Source organism: Pseudomonas fluorescens, from assembly GCF_018614655.1.
Taxonomy (GTDB): Bacteria; Pseudomonadota; Gammaproteobacteria; order Pseudomonadales; family Pseudomonadaceae; genus Aquipseudomonas; species Aquipseudomonas fluorescens_BX.
In genome coordinates this window covers 214267-231239 of sequence record NZ_JAGGOG010000002.1, presented here as the reverse complement: position 1 = coordinate 231239, position 16973 = coordinate 214267, and the positions used below count along the sequence as shown (strand labels likewise).

General features: G+C 60.1%; 16 protein-coding genes and 1 tRNA gene. 8 read left to right on the top strand and 9 right to left on the bottom strand.

What is annotated here, in order from left to right; genetic code table 11:
- Positions 1-86 precede the first annotated feature (86 nt).
- The gene (locus tag J7E41_RS01840) at positions 87-1727 is read left to right on the top strand and encodes an ArnT family glycosyltransferase (RefSeq protein ID WP_214989700.1); all 1641 of its coding nucleotides are present in this window, start codon (positions 87-89) and stop codon (positions 1725-1727) included.
- On the opposite strand, the gene J7E41_RS01835 is transcribed toward J7E41_RS01840, so the two are convergent.
- From J7E41_RS01835 to J7E41_RS01810, 6 genes are all read right to left on the bottom strand, one after another.
- Positions 1728-2411: a DUF899 domain-containing protein gene (locus tag J7E41_RS01835; protein ID WP_214989699.1), complete on the bottom strand. Its 684-nt coding sequence runs from the start codon at positions 2409-2411 to the stop codon at positions 1728-1730.
- Between the two features lie 192 nt (positions 2412-2603).
- Positions 2604-3275: a hypothetical protein gene (locus J7E41_RS01830; protein WP_214989698.1), complete on the bottom strand. Its 672-nt coding sequence runs from the start codon at positions 3273-3275 to the stop codon at positions 2604-2606.
- A 150-nt stretch (positions 3276-3425) separates the two neighbouring features.
- Positions 3426-3501: transfer RNA gene (locus J7E41_RS01825), tRNA-Phe, on the bottom strand.
- 103 nt (positions 3502-3604) lie between these two features.
- A complete protein-coding gene (locus J7E41_RS01820) occupies positions 3605-3877 on the bottom strand; it encodes an oxidative damage protection protein (protein WP_214989697.1) in 273 nt (90 codons plus the stop codon).
- Positions 3874-4941, bottom strand: a complete 1068-nt coding sequence (gene mutY, locus J7E41_RS01815; RefSeq protein WP_214989696.1) for an A/G-specific adenine glycosylase — start codon at positions 4939-4941, stop codon at positions 3874-3876. Before mutY ends, J7E41_RS01820 begins: the two co-directional genes overlap by 4 nt.
- Positions 4938-7154, bottom strand: coding sequence for an AsmA family protein (locus tag J7E41_RS01810; protein ID WP_214989695.1), 2217 nt, complete (start codon positions 7152-7154; stop codon positions 4938-4940). The genes mutY and J7E41_RS01810 overlap by 4 nt, the downstream gene beginning before the upstream one ends.
- A 295-nt stretch (positions 7155-7449) precedes the next feature.
- On the opposite strand from J7E41_RS01810, the gene J7E41_RS01805 reads away from it, so the two are divergent.
- The 7 genes from J7E41_RS01805 (at position 7450) to J7E41_RS01775 (ending at position 13234) form a co-directional block, all read left to right on the top strand.
- The gene (locus J7E41_RS01805; RefSeq protein WP_214989694.1) at positions 7450-9111 is read left to right on the top strand and encodes an OFA family MFS transporter; all 1662 of its coding nucleotides are present in this window, start codon (positions 7450-7452) and stop codon (positions 9109-9111) included.
- Between the two features lie 255 nt (positions 9112-9366).
- A complete protein-coding gene (gene hisB / locus J7E41_RS01800) occupies positions 9367-9960 on the top strand; it encodes an imidazoleglycerol-phosphate dehydratase HisB (protein ID WP_003218037.1) in 594 nt (197 codons plus the stop codon).
- Complete coding sequence (gene hisH / locus J7E41_RS01795; RefSeq protein ID WP_214989693.1) at positions 9960-10598, top strand: imidazole glycerol phosphate synthase subunit HisH; 639 nt, start codon at positions 9960-9962, stop codon at positions 10596-10598. Before hisB ends, hisH begins: the two co-directional genes overlap by 1 nt.
- Positions 10598-10855 carry a DUF2164 domain-containing protein gene (locus J7E41_RS01790; protein WP_214989692.1) on the top strand — a complete coding sequence of 86 codons (258 nt, stop codon included), beginning with the start codon at positions 10598-10600 and terminating at the stop codon, positions 10853-10855. The genes hisH and J7E41_RS01790 overlap by 1 nt, the downstream gene beginning before the upstream one ends.
- A 39-nt stretch (positions 10856-10894) precedes the next feature.
- The gene (hisA, locus tag J7E41_RS01785) at positions 10895-11632 is read left to right on the top strand and encodes a 1-(5-phosphoribosyl)-5-[(5-phosphoribosylamino)methylideneamino]imidazole-4-carboxamide isomerase (protein ID WP_214989691.1); all 738 of its coding nucleotides are present in this window, start codon (positions 10895-10897) and stop codon (positions 11630-11632) included.
- A 9-nt stretch (positions 11633-11641) separates the two neighbouring features.
- Positions 11642-12412 carry an imidazole glycerol phosphate synthase subunit HisF gene (gene hisF / locus J7E41_RS01780; protein WP_003171107.1) on the top strand — a complete coding sequence of 257 codons (771 nt, stop codon included), beginning with the start codon at positions 11642-11644 and terminating at the stop codon, positions 12410-12412.
- Between the two features lie 66 nt (positions 12413-12478).
- Positions 12479-13234, top strand: coding sequence for a substrate-binding periplasmic protein (locus J7E41_RS01775; protein ID WP_214989690.1), 756 nt, complete (start codon positions 12479-12481; stop codon positions 13232-13234).
- Between the two features lie 166 nt (positions 13235-13400).
- Here the strand turns inward: J7E41_RS01775 and J7E41_RS01770 are convergent, their stop codons facing one another.
- The 3 genes from J7E41_RS01770 to J7E41_RS01760 are packed head-to-tail and all read right to left on the bottom strand — an operon-like array spanning position 13401 to position 16810.
- On the bottom strand, positions 13401-14183 hold the full coding sequence (locus J7E41_RS01770; protein WP_214989689.1) for a divergent polysaccharide deacetylase family protein: 783 nt from the start codon (positions 14181-14183) through the stop codon (positions 13401-13403).
- A 1-nt stretch (position 14184) separates the two neighbouring features.
- Positions 14185-15492: a S41 family peptidase gene (locus J7E41_RS01765; protein WP_214989688.1), complete on the bottom strand. Its 1308-nt coding sequence runs from the start codon at positions 15490-15492 to the stop codon at positions 14185-14187.
- 31 nt (positions 15493-15523) lie between these two features.
- Positions 15524-16810, bottom strand: coding sequence for a murein hydrolase activator EnvC family protein (locus J7E41_RS01760; RefSeq protein ID WP_214989687.1), 1287 nt, complete (start codon positions 16808-16810; stop codon positions 15524-15526).
- Between the last annotated feature and the right edge of the window lie 163 nt (positions 16811-16973).

Sequence of the window (16973 nt, the reverse complement as noted above, 5' to 3'; positions counted from 1 at the left end):
CCCGATGAATGTTTGATTTTGTTCAGGCGTTATTCAGGCGTGTATTCGGCAACATTGGCTGATGCACCCACCTGACAGGTTAAACAATGGATCAACGCAATCGCTTTCGAATGGAATCGCTGGGTATTTTTCTGATCGCCTTGCTCCTGTTTACGCTGGGTATCTGGGATCAACAGCCTCAAGGTTTCGATGGGCGCTGGGCCGTGTTCATGCAGGAGATGTTTCGCCACGGCGCGAGCCTCTTTCCTACCACCTACGGCGAGCCTTACCCGGACTATCCGGGCACGGCGACCTATTTCAGCCTGCTCTTTGCCCGGTTGTTCGGTGCGCCTAACGACTTGGCCAATGTCATGCCCACCGCTTTGGCTTCGGCAGGCGTCATGGCACTGGTCTACCGCTTGCTGGTGCCGTCTGGTCGGGCATGGGCGTTGCTGACGGTATTGCTGACGGCATTGACCGCTCAGTTACTGGAGAAGTCGCGTTCGGTGTGTCTGGACCAGATGGTCTCCCTGCTGTGCCTGGCGTGTTTCTACCTGCTGCACACCGGCGAGCGCTTGTGCTCGCGGTTGCGGCAATACGCAATCTTTCCCTTGTTCGTGGTGGCGTTTGCCATTCGGGGGCCGTTGGGGCTGATCGAGGTCTGTGGTGTTGCCTGCGTTTATTGGGCGTTGGGTACCGCTCGTTCGCGAGAAGACAAGATTCACTTGCTGAAAAAGGTGGTTGCCCACGGCGTTATCGGCCTGCTCCTGCTCTTTGCCTGTTGGTGGGTGCTGTTGAAGCTGGCGCGGATCAGTGGTGGCGATGCCTTTGCCGATGAGGTGCTGAAGATGCAGGTGGCCGGTCGCCTTGATGAAAGCGGCGAGCCGTTTTACTTCTACTTCAAGCTGAGCCTGTACCGCTATTTCCCGGTGATACCGCTGGCGCTGGCGACGTTGATTGCCTTGCGTCACAAATGGTCGGCCCGTGATGACGACGCCGACGTGCAGCTGATGCTGCGCCTGGCTGGCTGCGGGTTGATGATTCTGTTGGGGTTGTCGGTGCCGCACTTCAAACGCGCTTATTACATTCTGCCCATGGTCCCGATGTTTGCTGCGGTGGCTGCTTATGGCCTGCTTCAGGCGCAGGGCTGGCTGCTTCGGGTCCGCTGCGGTTATGAGTGGTTGGTGAGTGCTTTGCCTGCCCTGGGCATCGTGGTGATATTCGTTTTGCGCCAGTCATGGCACAAGCGCGGTTATTGGCCCGACGTTTCAGTGCTGGCATTGATTGCTGTGCTGGTCGTCCTGCAGCTGGCGGCGGTCGTTGCCTGGCGCCGTCTGCGGGGCAACATGGCGCCGCGGTTGGTGGTGCTCAGCCTGATCGCGCTGGCGACCCAATGGATGGTGCTGGTGAAGGTTGTGGAGCCGGCCAAGGACCTGCAATTCGACACGAGGAACTTCGTTGGTGCGGTGGAAGCCCTGCGGGCCGAGAACCCCGGCCCGCTGGTGTTTCTCAACCTCGGCAAGGACACCTGGGCCATTCGCTACATCATGAACCTGGATCATGACGAGAAACCGTTGTTTGTCAGGGACAACGACCTTGCGCCGTTGCAGACGCTGCCGCGTCCGTCCTGGGTCATCGTGGCGCGCAAGGAAACCGAGTTGCTGCGTGGCACGCCACTGGAGCATCTGGCGCCGGCGTTCAATGGGCGGCTCAATGACAATCCGCTGCTGGTTTTCCTGGTGAAGTGATCAGTCGCCGTATTCGTCGTGGCGATGGATCCAGCTGTAGGGCTCGGTCTGTGGCCAGCCCTTCGGCGAGTCCTCCCAGGTTTCCTGGCGCCCCCAGGGCGTCAGGTCCAGGTAGGTCCAGTGGCTGCCCAGATGCTCGACGCCACGGGCTCCGGTGAAATAGGTGCGGTAGATACTGTCGCCATCGCGCAGCAGGATGCTGACCCCGTGCTTTTCGCCCTGGCGGGTGGTGACGCCGAAGTCGGCATTGAAGTCGCTGCCAAAAGACGAGTACCAGGGCAGGTCCCAGCCCATGCGTTTCTTATAACCTCCAAGCTTCTCCAAAGGCGCCCTGGACACCAGCACCAGCGACGTATTGCGCGCATGCAGGTGGGCGAGGTGCGGCATCGCTTCCACGACCCAGGAGCAACCCGGGCAGCCTTGGGTCCAGTCGGGCGCGAACATGAAGTGATAGACGATGAGTTGTTGGCGGCCGTCGAACAGATCCAGCAGGCTGACCTTGCCGGTCTCGCCGTCGAAGAGGTAGTTGTTTTCGATCTTGACCATGGGCAGTCGGCGGCGCTCGGCGTTCAGGGCGTCCTGGGCGCGGGTCAGGGCTTTTTCCTTGATCAGCAATTGGCTGAGTGCGGTGTTCCATTGTTCAGGCGAGACGATGTCGGGTAGAGCGGGTTTTGAGGTTGTCATGGGGAGTCCCTCGTTTTGGTATCGAAGAGGCGCGAGTGGCGGCCACTACTGGTTTCAGGATAGATCAAGGATGTCCGGGGGAGGGTATGCCTGCCGTCACCAAATGCCTGGTCATAAAAAACCCCAAGGAATCATCTTCGCTTGGGGTTTTTCGGTATGAGTGGTGCCCGGAGAGGGATCCAGGCGCACACACTATTTACACCGGTAACCCTCGGGCATCGTCACGGTGTAGTTGCGCTGGACGCGGTCCTGGAAATTCAGGTTCTGCAGGCCCTGCTTTACCAGAATGGCTTCGACCTTGGCGGCTTGGCAATCTTCGTTATAGGACGACGCCCGAAGCAGGTATACCGCACGCTTGCTCACGTCATCCCGGGCAGTGGCCGTGAAGGTGGTGAGGGTGGTGTAGCCGGTTCGCTCCGAGGTGCCCACCGGGCCATAGGTGGTGTTGGGCGTACTGGTGCAGGTCAGCCGGTCGTCTTTTTTCTTGTTTTTCTTGCACTCGGTGGAGGTACTGGTTGCCACCTGGCCATACTCGGTGGCGGTATAGCGGTAGGTCACCTGCCGGCTGTCGATATCGAGGGTGATGGTCATTTTGATCGGCGAGTGGTTCTTGGGCAGGGTGGTGTCGGTAAACACTTCCCGGAAGCCCTGGTCCTTCATGGCGTTGACCATGTCGCGCAGGTAGTAGCGGGCATTAAGCGCGTTTTCATCACTGCCGCCTGTCGACGTCACCAGCACCGTTGCTTGTCGGTCAAAGCGATAGTCCGGGTCAGGTGTGGCGTTGATCGCCACGTCCATTTGTGTGGCGCATCCGCTGAGCAACGCCGTCAGCAGTAACAGCGTGCAGAACAAGTACCGGGTCATGAAATAACTACCTTAGAACTGAGCGTTTAGTAACAGCTAAACGATTGAACCTAACGATAAATAACCCTCAGGCGTGCTCCGGGGATCACTAAATCGCAGGCAATAAAAAACCCCAAGGAATTATCTTCACTTGGGGTTTTTCGGTATTAGTGGTGCCCAGAGACGGAATCGAACCGCCGACACGGGGATTTTCAATCCCCTGCTCTACCGACTGAGCTATCTGGGCAACGGGGCGCATTAAACTGGTTTTTCAGGGGGTCGTCAAGCAAGTTTTCAAAAAATATTTAATTATTACCGTCGCTTACGTTCCAACCCCCGATTTTGATCAATTATTCAGCAGGTGGCACGTAGCCGTCGGCCTTGGCGTATTCCTCGCCGGAAAAGAACTTGTCCATCTCGCCCTGAAGATATTTGCGGTCTTCGGCGTTCATCATGTTCAGGCGCTTTTCGTTGATCAATAGGGTCTGGTGTTTTTGCCAGTCGGCCCAGGCCTGGGCAGAGACGTTATCGAAAATATCCTGACCCTTGGCACCCGGGAACGGGGGGCGCTCCAGGGCGGGCAATTCTTCGTGGTATTTGCGGCACATGATGGTGCGGGTCATGACGAAACTCCTGCGTTCAATACATCGGCCGCGCGCTTCAGCAGTTTTTTCACCGGGGCGGCAAGGCCCAGGCGCGGCGGGGTGGCGAGGTTATACCAGAGCCAGTCGGCCTCGGCCACGTGATGGGCGGATTCCTGGACCTGAACCAGCCAGGGCTCGATAGCCAATTGGAAGTGGCTGAAGGTGTGGATCAGGCTTGGCAGTTCCTGCTGCTTGCCCAGTTCCAGCGAGTGCTGGTTGGCCAGATGCTCCAGGTCGCTCAGGTCATCCAGCTCCGGCAAGCTCCACAGGCCGCCCCACAAACCTGTGGAAGGGCGACGGTAAAGCAGAATCGCGCCCTCGCCGTTGGCCAGCAGCGGCATAAGCGTGCGCTTCTGCGGGACGGTCTTGCGTGGCTTGGGAATCGGGTAGCGTGTCTCCAGGCCCAGCATGTGGGCTTCGCAGCCTTTTTCCAGCGGGCAAAGCAGGCAACTGGGCTTGCTGCGGGTGCAGAGGGTGGCGCCCATGTCCATCATCGCCTGGGTGTAGGCGTTGACGCGGGTCTGTGGCGTGAAGCGCTCGGCGGTGGCCCACAGCTGTTTGGCGACCTTGGGTTCGCCCGGATAGCCTTCCTGGGCGGTAAAGCGCGCCAGCACCCGCTTGACGTTGCCATCAAGGATCGGTGCCCGCAGCCCCATGCTCAGGCTGGCAATCGCGCCTGCGGTGGACAGGCCAATACCCGGCAGCTCAATGAGCTTCTCGACATCCTGAGGAAATTCGCCAGCGTATTGAGCAACGACGATTTTCGCGGTCTTTTGCAGGTTGCGGGCGCGGGTGTAGTAACCCAGCCCGGTCCACAGGTGCAGCACTTCGTCTTCCGGTGCGGCGGCCAGGGCTTCGACCGTTGGCAAGGAGGCCATGAAACGGTCGAAGTAATTCAGCACGGTGCTGACCTGGGTCTGCTGCAACATGATTTCCGAAACCCACACCCGGTACGGCGTGATGCCCTGCTGCCAGGGCAGGTCGTGGCGGCCGTGACGGTCGTACCAATCCAGCACCGCCGTTGAAAATTGCTCGGCTCTCATCGTTTGAATAGACCTTTGAGTGCGTCTTTCAATTGCGGATTGACCTTGTCGAGCTTCTCTTCAAGTTTTTCGCTGATCTTGTTGCCCGCCGCCTTGAGGGCGACCTGGCTCAGGCCGTCCTTGTCCAGGCGGCAAGCCTTGGCGCCCAGTTCCAGCGGGCCACGGCAGCGCAAGGGCACTTCGATGCCCTGGAAGTTCGAGCCCACCTGGCAGGCCGGGTCCGGCATATCGCGTTTATCGCCTTCGACGACGATGCCGACGCGGTAGTCCATGCCCAGTACCCGCAGGTCGACGTCACCGTTGCCGTTGACGCTCAGGCCCGGGATGCGCACTTTCAGGTCTGGATTGCTGGCCACGCCGTTTCGGAAGGTCAGGTTGCCCTTGAGTTCCTGGAACGGTGTGTCCTTGCCTCGAGGCTCGCTGCTGAGGGTCTTGCGGTTGAGCAGGGCGATGCCGGTGCACAACTGCTGTTCAATGTTGGCATTGAGCAGCACACCGTCGGTGATCACGAAGCTGGCGGTACCGTTGAGGCTGTCGATCAGGGCTTTCTGGCTGTTGCCACGGCCGCTCACGTTGCTGTCGAGGGTGGCCAGGCCTTTGATCGGCGGGTTTTTCCCCTGGGCTTGCAGGATGCGCTCTGTCGGTACTTGCTTGATGTGGGTTTGCAGGGCCAGCACCGGGATATCCTGGCGCACGTCGAGGCTGCCGTTGGCCTGGAAGGTGCCGTTGTAGAGGCCGCCGCTCAAGGTATCGAGTTTGAGTTGGCCGTCCAGGCCGGACGCTTTCAGCGCGGCGTTCTGGATGGGCAGCTTGCTCAGCGTCAGTTGATCGAAGGCCAGGTCAGCATTCACGTCCAGGGTGCGCAGGCGTGTCAGCGGCAACAGCTTGTCGGTGCTCCAGGCGCCTTTGGTCGGGGCGTCCGGCAGCGGCGAGTTGCCACCGGGGGCCATGGCGCCGGCTTCGCTGCTCTGGACTTCGGCCTGGCGGGCGACGGCGGCACTGTTGGCCGCTTCAGACTTGGCCGGCAGGTAGTTGTCAGCGTTGAAAGTGTCTGCCTTGAGCTGCAGGCGCAGGGATTGCTTGGCGAAATCGTCCACGGCGACACGACCGGTGAAGGTGCTGCCGTCGAGCTTCAGGTTGAGGTCTTCCAGGGCGAGGCTGGTGGGCGTGCCTGTGAGGCGGCTGACCAGCTCGACCTTGCTCAGGCTACCCGGCGCCATGGCCGGCAGGGTGTGGCCGACGCTGTCGAGGAACTTGGCCAGGTCGAACTGGGCGATCGACAGGGCACCGCTGATTTGCGGAGTCTTGTTCAGGTCATTGACCTTCAGTTCGCCCAGGGCGCGCAGTTGGTTGGCCGAGAGTTTCAGGCCCGTCCATTCGGCAATGTTGGCCGACAGGTCCACCAGCAACTGGCCCTGGGTGGCGAACGTCACGGTCTTGCCTTGCAGCGGCTCGCCGGTGGCTTCACCGGAAACTTTCATGTCTTCGAGCTGGTAGCGCTTGAGGGCGCGCTGAATGCGCAAATTGCCGTTGAGCTCGGTCTTGACGCGCATGACCGGCTGGTTGGTGCCGAAGAATGCGGTGAGCTTCACCGGGATGCTGGCACCGTCGTGCACAGCGCCGGCGCTCAATTGGATGCTTTCGGCGCTGAACTGTTTGCCCGTCTGCTCGTCGTTGTATTCGACGCGGGCGTTGTTGATGGTCAGGCTGTCGATGTCCAGGCGGATCGGCTGGGGCGGTTTTTCAGCCTGGGCCGGCGTGGCAGGTTCAGTGGCGGCGGGCGCATCGGTGGTTGTACCTGCGACAGGTACGTTCTTGCCGATGTCTTCCCAGTTGCCATGACCCTGCGCGTCCTTGTTAAGGCGCAGGTTCAGGCCCTCGACACGCACATCGCTCATCTGCACTTCGCGGCGTAGCAGCGGCAGTACTCGCACTGACAGGCCGAGCATCTGCAAGTCGGCGAACGGTCGGGTCGGGTTGGTCAGGGTCGCCACACTGGCTTCATGCAGCTCAAGGCCCAGCCAGGGGAACAGGCTCCAGCCGATGTCGCCGTTGAGCGTCAGCTCGATGTGGGCCTTGTCGCGGGCTATCTGGCGGATCTCGTTTTTATAGTCGTTGGGATCGAAGAGATGGGTCAGGGCAAAGCCTAGAGCCACAATGATCAGCAACAGCCCGAGAAGTACCAGACCCAGGATTTTGCCGAACGCTTTCATGGGCGAGTCCTTGTATGTCGATTTCAAAAATTAGCCAAAGAGTATAACGCCCGTGGACGTGCGGCTGTTTATGGATCGTTACATGGTGTCAAACAAAGCAGATATCCCGAAAAAGGTGATATCAGTTTGGTTTTTCTGTCATCCACAAATGCTAATCTCTGCACGTTCGTCCGCCTTCTGCGACTAAACGTCGCGCCAAAAGGGAGCTTTACTCAATAAAACGGCCACGCTTTGCGTGCAAGGCCGAGGGAGAGAGTGCCTGACGGACACATACTAATAACTGGGGGAAACACCAATGAGCACTAGCACTGCGGCCGATTATACTGCCGCACAGCCTGCGTTCCTGTCCAAGGAGCGCATCATCGCCAAGCCTGGCTTCAACCGCTGGCTGGTACCGCCGGCCGCCCTGGCCATCCACCTGTGCATCGGCATGGCCTATGGCTTCTCGGTGTTCTGGCTGCCACTGTCCAAGGCTCTGGGCGTTACAGCTCCCGTGGCTTGCGCGCCGGACATGAGCTTTATCGCTCAAGTCTTCTCGTCCCAATGCGACTGGCCCATCTCCATGCTGGGCTGGATCTACACGCTGTTCTTCATCTTCCTGGGCTGCTCGGCAGCGATCTGGGGCGGTTGGCTGGAACATGCCGGGCCCCGCAAGGCGGGCGTTGTGTCGGCACTGTGCTGGTGTGGTGGCCTTCTGATCTCGGCGCTGGGGATCTATACCCACCAGATCTGGTTGATGTGGATCGGTTCCGGTGTCATTGGCGGTATCGGCCTGGGTCTGGGGTATATCTCGCCCGTCTCGACGCTGATCAAGTGGTTCCCGGACAAGCGCGGCATGGCGACCGGCATGGCGATCATGGGCTTCGGTGGCGGCGCGATGGTAGGTGCTCCGTTGGCAGCCGCGTTGATGGGCCACTTTGCTTCGCCGACCAGTGTCGGTGTGTGGCAGAGCTTCCTGGTGATGGCGGCGATCTACTTCGTATTCATGATCGGTGGCGCCTTGTCCTACCGCGTCCCGCCGACCGGCTGGAAGCCTGAGGGCTGGACCGCACCGGCGAAAAAAGCCAGCAATGCGATGATCACCCACCGTCACGTGCACGTGAACGTGGCCTGGAAAACCCCACAGTTTCGCCTCGTATGGTTGGTGCTGTGCCTGAACGTTTCTGCCGGTATCGGCATCCTCGGCATGGCTTCTCCGCTGCTGCAGGAAGTGTTTGGCGGCAAATTGTTGGGTAATGACCTGGCGTTCGGTCAGTTGGATGCCGGTCAATTAGCCTCCATTGCCGCGATTGCTGCCGGTTTCACTGGTCTGCTGAGCCTGTTCAACATTGGTGGGCGGTTCTTCTGGGCGTCGTTTTCCGACTACCTGGGCCGTAAAAACACCTACTTCGTGTTCTTCGCCCTGGGCTTTGCCCTGTATGCGCTGATCCCGAACCTGGGTCACCTGGGCAACGTGGCGCTGTTCGTGGCGGCGTTCTGCATCATCCTGTCGATGTACGGCGGTGGTTTTGCGACGGTGCCGGCTTACCTGGCAGACCTGTTCGGTACGCAAATGGTCGGCGCGATCCATGGTCGTCTGCTGACGGCATGGGCCGCTGCGGGCGTACTCGGTCCGGTACTGGTGAACTACCTTCGAGAATATCAGCTGAGTATTGGCGTTGAACGCGCCGCAGCCTACGACATCACCTTGTACATCCTCGCCGGCCTCCTGGTGCTGGGCTTTCTCTGCAACTTGCTGGTACGGCCGGTGGCAGACAAGTACTTCATGACCGACGCAGAACTGGCGGCCGAACAGGCGCTGGGCCACGACAAAGGCGCCGATTCCAGCACTGTCCTGGAATGGAAAGCCTCTTCCGGGAGCGTGCCATTGGCAGTTGCTGCCTGGTTGGCGGTCGGTATTCCGTTGGCGTGGGGTGTGTGGGTAACCTTGCAGAAGACGACTGTACTGTTCCACTAACACCGCGTAACCCTTGTGGGAGCGAGCTTGTGTGGGAGCGGGCTTGCTCGCGAATGCGATGGATCAGTCAGCACATGTATTGGCTGACACACCGCTTTCGCGAGCAAGCCCGCTCCCACACAAAGCTGCTCCCACACTTGTACTGACATGTCTATCCCCGACACTCCATCAGTCTTATCCCCTCCGATGTTTCTGTTTAGCGCCCGCGCCCCTATAATGGCTGCCTTTTTCGCCCAATGATTTGCGGAGCTGGTGATGGCCGAACGTAAGGCGTCCGTCGAGCGCGACACTCTGGAAACCCAGATCAAAGCCTCGATCAACCTGGATGGCACCGGAAAGGCCCGATTTGATATCGGTGTTCCTTTTCTTGAGCACATGCTGGACCAGATCGCCCGTCACGGGCTGATCGACCTGGATATCGTCAGCAAGGGCGACCTGCATATCGACGACCACCACACCGTGGAGGATGTCGGTATCACCTTGGGTCAGGCTTTCGCCAAAGCCATCGGTGACAAAAAAGGCATCCGCCGCTACGGCCATGCCTATGTTCCGCTGGATGAAGCGCTGTCGCGTGTGGTCATCGACTTCTCGGGCCGCCCAGGCCTGCAGATGCACGTGCCGTACACCCGCGCCACCGTGGGCGGCTTCGATGTCGACTTGTTCCAGGAATTCTTCCAGGGCTTCGTCAACCACGCACTTGTCAGCCTGCACATCGACAACCTGCGTGGCACCAACACCCACCACCAGATCGAAACCGTGTTCAAGGCTTTCGGTCGCGCCCTGCGCATGGCCGTGGAGCTGGATGACCGCATGGCCGGGCAAATGCCGTCGACCAAGGGCGTCCTGTAATGCAGACGGTCGCGGTTATCGATTACGGCATGGGTAACCTGCACTCGGTGGCCAAGGCCCTCGAGCACGTAGGTGCCGGCAAGGTGCTGATCACCAGCGATGCCGACGTGATTCGCGAAGCCGACCGGGTGGTTTTTCCCGGTGTTGGCGCGATTCGCGATTGCATGGCCGAAATTCGCCGCCTGGGCTTTGACAGCCTGGTGCGCGAAGTCAGCCAGGACCGTCCGTTCCTCGGCATCTGCGTGGGCATGCAAGCCTTGCTCGACAGCAGTGAAGAGAACGACGGCGTCGACTGCATCGGCCTGTTCCCTGGCGAAGTGAAGTTCTTCGGCAAGGACCTGCACGAAGACGGCGAACACCTGAAAGTCCCGCATATGGGCTGGAACGAAGTGCGCCAGACGGTGGATCACCCGCTATGGCACGACGTCCCGGACCTGGCGCGTTTCTACTTCGTCCACAGCTACTACATCGCCGCCGGTAATCCGGGCCAGGTGGTGGGTGGCGGGCACTACGGCGTCGACTTCGCCGCTGCCCTGGCCGACGGTTCGCGCTTTGCCGTGCAGTTCCACCCGGAAAAGAGCCATACCCATGGCCTGCAATTGCTGCAGAACTTCGCCGCCTGGGACGGGCGCCGGTAATGGCCAAGAAGGTCAAGCCGCCGATCTTGAACCTCACTCCCCAACAGGAGAGTGAGGCTACGGACAAGATCAAGCGTTTCATGGAGGACCGCTTCGAGCTCAAACTCGGCTCGTTCGAGGTTGCAGAAATTCTCGAGCTGTTCACTACTGAAATTGCTCCGCACTATTACAACAGGGCGGTTTTCGATGTGCAGACGCACCTTAAAGAAAGGTTCGAAAGCATCGAAAGCGACTTGTGGGCGCTCGAGAAACCCTGATTTTTCGAGCAATGCTGAATATCGAATAAGGTTTGCCAGATGCTGATTATTCCCGCTATCGATCTCAAGGACGGCGCTTGCGTACGCCTGCGCCAGGGCCGCATGGAAGACTCCACGGTGTTCTCCGATGACCCGGTGAGCATGGCTGCCAAGTGGGTGGAAGGCGGTTGCCGTCGTCTGCATCTGGTGGACTTGAACGGTGCGTTCGAAGGCCAGCCGGTCAACGGCGAAGTAGTGACGGCCATCGCCAAGCGTTATCCGAACCTGCCGATCCAGATCGGTGGCGGTATCCGCTCCCTGGAAACCATCGAACACTATGTGAAAGCGGGCGTGAGCTACGTGATCATCGGTACCAAGGCTGTGAAAGATCCAGCCTTCGTCGCCGAAGCTTGCCGCGCCTTTCCGGGCAAAGTGATTGTCGGCCTGGATGCCAAGGACGGTTTTGTTGCCACCGACGGCTGGGCTGAAATCAGTACCGTGCAGGTGATCGACCTGGCCAAGCAGTTTGAAGCTGATGGTGTGTCTGCCATCGTTTATACCGACATCGCCAAAGACGGCATGATGCAGGGCTGCAACGTGCCGTTCACCACTGCACTGGCCGCTGCTACCAAAATCCCGGTGATCGCCTCCGGCGGTATCCACAACCTGGGCGACATCAAGTCGCTGCTGGACGCCAGGGCGCCCGGGATCATCGGCGCCATCACGGGTCGGGCGATCTACGAAGGTACTTTGGACGTCGCCGAAGCCCAGGCTTACTGCGATGCCTACAAAGGCTGAGGACTGACCATGGCGCTGGCCAAACGCATCATCCCTTGCCTGGACGTCGACAACGGTCGAGTGGTCAAGGGCGTCAAGTTCGAGAACATCCGTGACGCCGGCGACCCGGTGGAAATCGCCCGTCGCTACGACGAGCAGGGCGCTGACGAGATTACCTTTCTCGACATCACCGCCAGCGTCGACGGCCGCGACACCACATTGCATACCGTCGAACGCATGGCCAGTCAGGTGTTTATCCCGCTGACCGTCGGCGGTGGCGTGCGCACCGTGCAAGACATTCGCAACCTGCTTAACGCGGGCGCGGACAAGGTCTCGATCAACACTGCCGCCGTGTTCAACCCCGAGTTTGTCGGCGAAGCTGCGCAGCACTTCGGCTCGCAGTGCATCGTCGTCGCCATCGACGCCAAGAAGGTCTCGGGCCCGGGCGAAACCCCGCGCTGGGAGATCTTCACCCACGGCGGGCGCAAACCTACCGGGCTGGATGCGGTGGAATGGGCGATGAAGATGGAAGGCCTGGGTGCCGGTGAAATCCTGCTGACCAGCATGGACCAGGACGGTATGAAAAACGGCTTCGACCTGGGCGTGACTCGCGCGATCAGCGACGCTTTGGGCATCCCGGTGATCGCCTCCGGCGGCGTCGGCAACCTGCAGCATCTGGCCGATGGCGTAATCGAAGGTCATGCCAGCGCGGTACTGGCGGCGAGCATTTTCCACTTCGGCGAATACACCGTTCCCGAGGCCAAGGCCTACATGGCCGCGCGCGGAATCGTCGTACGCTAAACGTCACTGGACACCATGACAGGCTCGCGGCACTCTTGGGCCTGCCATGGATTTCGGTAACTTTTCATGTTCAAAGACTTGCTTCTTGCCCTCGCCAGTTCTTCCATTTTGTTGGTGGGCTCGGCCGATGCTGCCGACCCGGCTGACACCTCATTGGTGTTGCTGACGGAAAACTTTCCGCCCTACAACATGGCGAAAAATGGCAAGAATTTCGCCATGGACGAGAACATCGAAGGCATCGCCGTGGACATCGTCCGCGAAACCTTCAAGCGTGCCGGCATTTCCTACAACCTCACCTTGCGGTTCCCTTGGGAGCGAATCTACAAACTCGCCCTGGAAAAACATGGCTACGGCGTGTTTGTGATGGCTCGCCTGCCGGACCGTGAAGCGCTGTTCAAGTGGGTGGGGCCTATCGGTCCGGATGATTGGGTGCTGTTGGCCAAGGCGGATAGCAAGATCCAGTTGAGCGAGCTTGAGCAGGCCCGCCGCTACAAGATTGGCGCCTACAAGGGCGATGCCATTGCTGAGACCCTGGAGAAGCAAGGACTCAAGCCGGTGGTCGTGTTGCGTGACCAGGACAATGCGCAAAAGCTCGTGGATGGCCAGATCGACCTCTGGGCGACGGGGGATCCAGCCGGGCGCTACCTGGCGCGGCAAGTCGGGGTGACGGGTCTTAAGACGGTGCTGCGGTTCAATAGCGCCGAGCTGTATCTGGCGCTGAACAAGGACGTGCCGGACGAAGTGGTGGCCAAGTTGCAGGCTGCGCTTGATCAGCTACGCAAGGACGGTGTGGTGGATGAGATCATGGCGCGCTATCTATAGCGCTCCGTACTTCGGACGGGCTTTTGTGGCGAGCGGGCTTGCCCCGCGTTGGGCTGCGCAGCAGCCCCAGTAAAATCACTGAGTTTCTTCAGCCAGAACCCTGTGTCAGGTTTGGGGGCTGCTGCGCAGCCCAACGCGGGCAAGCCCGCTCGCCACAGTCAATCCCTCAGCGGTAAACCCCATTCTTCCCGTGCCCAGCCATGGCCTGGTTGCTGCGCACGCTGATCATCAGCTTGATATCAATCCACTCGATGCCCTGGGCCTTGAGCTTGGGCAGTTCGCGTTCCAATACCGCCAGGGTCTGTGGATAAGGATGGCCGATCATCACCGCCGAGCCCTGCTTGTGGGCCAGCTTGATGGCGGTCTGCAGTTGTGTGGTTATCGCCGCCTCGGTGCGCTCGTCATCGAGAAATACATCCCGCGAAACACTGGCCAGGCTGATCTTCTGCGCCTCGGCAGCAGCTACGGTCTTGGCGCTGGTGCGGCTGTCGACGAAGAACTTGTGCCGACGTTGCAGCTCGCCCATCAGCCAGGCCATGGCCTCAGGCTGCGCAGTCATGCGACTGCCCATGTGGTTGTTGATGCCGGCGGTGTACGGTACGGCCTTGAACGCGGCGTCCAGGCGTTTTCCGAGTTCTTCGATGGACAGCTCGGGATGCCAGGCGAACGGGCCGGTGGCCGGGTCCATGGGCATGTGCAGGATGACGATCTTGCCGGCGCGATGCGCCTCGCGGGCGAATTCTGCGGCGTGGGGCGTGTCGGGCATGATTGCCATAGTGACCGGGCCGGGCAGGGCCAGCACCCGACGGTCCCGCGCCAGGTTCTGGCCGAGGTCGTCGATGATCAGGGTCAGGTAGGCCTTGCGGGGCGCAGGGTCGACGCTGGCAGGAGCGCCTTGGGCAGCTCCCGCCAGACAGCACAGCAACGTGATGATCAGTCCACAACGCATATCAACGGCTGCGCGTAATGCTCAAGCCCTTGAGCAGGCTCAGTGCCTGGGCCAACTGATAATCGTCGTCCTGAGGCATCGACTTGGCTTTCGGGCTGCTGCCGGTAGGCTTGTCGGCGCCGCCGTTGCCATTGCCCAAGTGACCTTGCAGGTCGGCTTCCTTGAAGTACTCGCTGTCCTGCTCGTTGGTGATCTTGGCCCTGCGCACTTCAATGTCCGGAATGATGCCCTGGGCCTGGATCGAGCGACCATTCGGCGTGTAGTACAACGCCGTGGTGATCTTCAGTGCCCGCTCGTTGTTCAGCGGCAGCACGGTTTGCACCGAGCCTTTGCCGAAGCTGGTGGTGCCCATCAGCACGCCACGTTTCTGATCCTGCAGCGCACCGGCGACAATTTCCGATGCCGAGGCGCTACCGCCGTTGATCAGCACAACCATCGGCACGCCTTCGCTGAGGTCGTTACCGGTGGCCGAGAAGCGCAACTCGGAGTTGGCGATACGGCCCTTGGTGTAGACGATCAGGCCCTTGGTGATGAAGTGATCGACCACTTCCACCGCCGCCTGCAATACGCCGCCTGGGTTGTTGCGCAGGTCGAGGACGATACCGCTGAGCTTCTTGCCATTGTCCTTGCGCAGTTTCGCCAGGGCCTTGGCCACTTCGTCGCCGGTCTTGACCTGGAACTGGGTGATACGGATGTAGCCGTAACCCGATTCCAGCAACTGGCTCTTCACGCTCTTGACCGTAATGGTCGCCCGCGCCAGGGTCACGTCAAACGGCGCTCCGCCGTCGCGTACCAGGGTCAGGGTGATTTTCTGGCCGATCTTGCCGCGCATCTTGTCCACGGCTTCGGTCATGGTCTGGCCACGGGTCGGCTGGCCGTTGATCTTGACGATCAGGTCGCCGGCCTGGATTCCGGCCTTGGAGGCAGGAGTGTCGTCGATTGGCGAGACCACTTTGATCATGCCGTCTTCGGAACCTACTTCAATCCCCAGGCCACCGAATTCACCGCTGGTACTTTCCTGCAGCTCGGCGAAATCTTCCGGGCCCAGGTAGGCGGAGTGCGGGTCGAGGTTGCTGAGCATGCCCTTGATGGCATTTTCCAACAGGGTCTTGTCGTCCACAGGTTCGACATAGGCTGCCTTGATCCGGTCCATGACCTCGGCAAAGGTGCGCAACTCGTCCAGGGGTAGCGGCGCCTTGGTGGTCGCTGCAACGGCTGACTGAGCGGTCTGGTCGGCGAATGCCAAAGGCGCGCCGATCACCAGGGCGATCGTCAGGGCCAGCGAAGTGAGGCGGGACAAATGCAGCATGTCGAACGAACTCCTAATTTAGGTACGACCCTTATCCTTGGGTGCGACACCATTGTGCCGGGTCGCTCGGGCGGCCCTGCTGACGAATAGCGAAGTACAGCGCTGGGGTGTCCTGACCGCCACTGCTACCGACAGTGGAGATGGATTCACCGGCTTTTACAACATCACCTGCCGCTTTGAGCAAAGTCTGATTGTGGCCGTAAAGGCTCAAATAGCCATTGCCGTGGTCAAGAATCACCAGCAATCCGGCGCCCCGCAACCAATCGGCAAACACCACGCGACCACCGTGAACGGCATGCACCTGGCTGCCGGCGGCGGCGCTGATCATCACGCCATCCCACTTGGTGCGGGTGTCGTCGCCACGGGTTTCACCAAAGCGTGCAAGCAATCGACCATCAACGGGCCATGGAAGTTTGCCCCGGGATGACGCAAAAGGTCCGCCGTAGGACACGCCAGCGCTGGAAACCAGTGGGCCGGGTGCCGCATGCACCGGTTTGCGCGGGGCGTCGGTGGCGAGGGACTCAGCTTCACGCTGGCGCTTTTTTTCCGCTTCCTGCTGGGCGAGCAGCGCTTTTTGTCGCGCTTGTTCGGCTTCGCGGGCCTGGCGAGCCAGGGTTTCCTCGATGGTTTTCAGCACTTTGCCCAGGTCGGCCTGGTCCTGCTCGCGAGCCTGCAGCTTGGCGTCACGGGCCTTCACGTCGCTGTTGAGCTTGGCCAGCGCCTGCTGGCGCTCCTTGCGGACCTTGTCCAGCTCATCGCGCTGGGCGTCGAGGCTGCTTTTCTGGTCCAGCAACTGCGATTGCTGGTTGGCAATTTCCTGTTCGACATTGGCCAACTGGCGCAGGGTCTCGTTGAAGCTTTTCAATTGCTCCAGGCGAGCCTTGCTCAGGTAGTCGTAATACGTGAGGGTGCGGGCGAATTTTTCCGGATTCTGCTGGTTGAGCAGCAGCTTGAGATATTCCTGGCGGCCGTTCTGGTAGGCGGCGCGGGCCTGGATCGCGATCAGACGTTGCTGTTCAACCCGTGCGCTCTGGAGTTTTTTTTTCTCACCGTCGAGTCGCTCCAGTTCCGACTCGCTCTTCTTTAATTCTTTTTGTAGCTCCTGGACCTGCTTCTCCAGCTTGCCCATTTCGGTTTCCGTGCCGCGCAGATCTTTCTGCACTCCGGATTTCTCTTCCTGGAGCTTGCCGAGCAGTTTCTTCAGCTCAGTAATGTCCTGACGCGTAGCGTCCAGCTGTTGTTGGGTTTGTGCGCGCTCATCGGCAAAAGCCGGTTGGAGCAGGCAGACAAGAGCGAGGGTAATCAAGGCGCGAAGCATAGAGGCGGGCGACACCAGGGAAAGGGACGGCCTAGTATGCCCGGCCCACGCTGCAAAAAAAACGCCCAATTCGGGCTCGCGGGCAAGTTAGGTGCCGAGTGGTGGTGGGATGGCTAAAAGACATCCCCCAAATTGCTACAAACCCATGTGGGAGCGGGCTTGC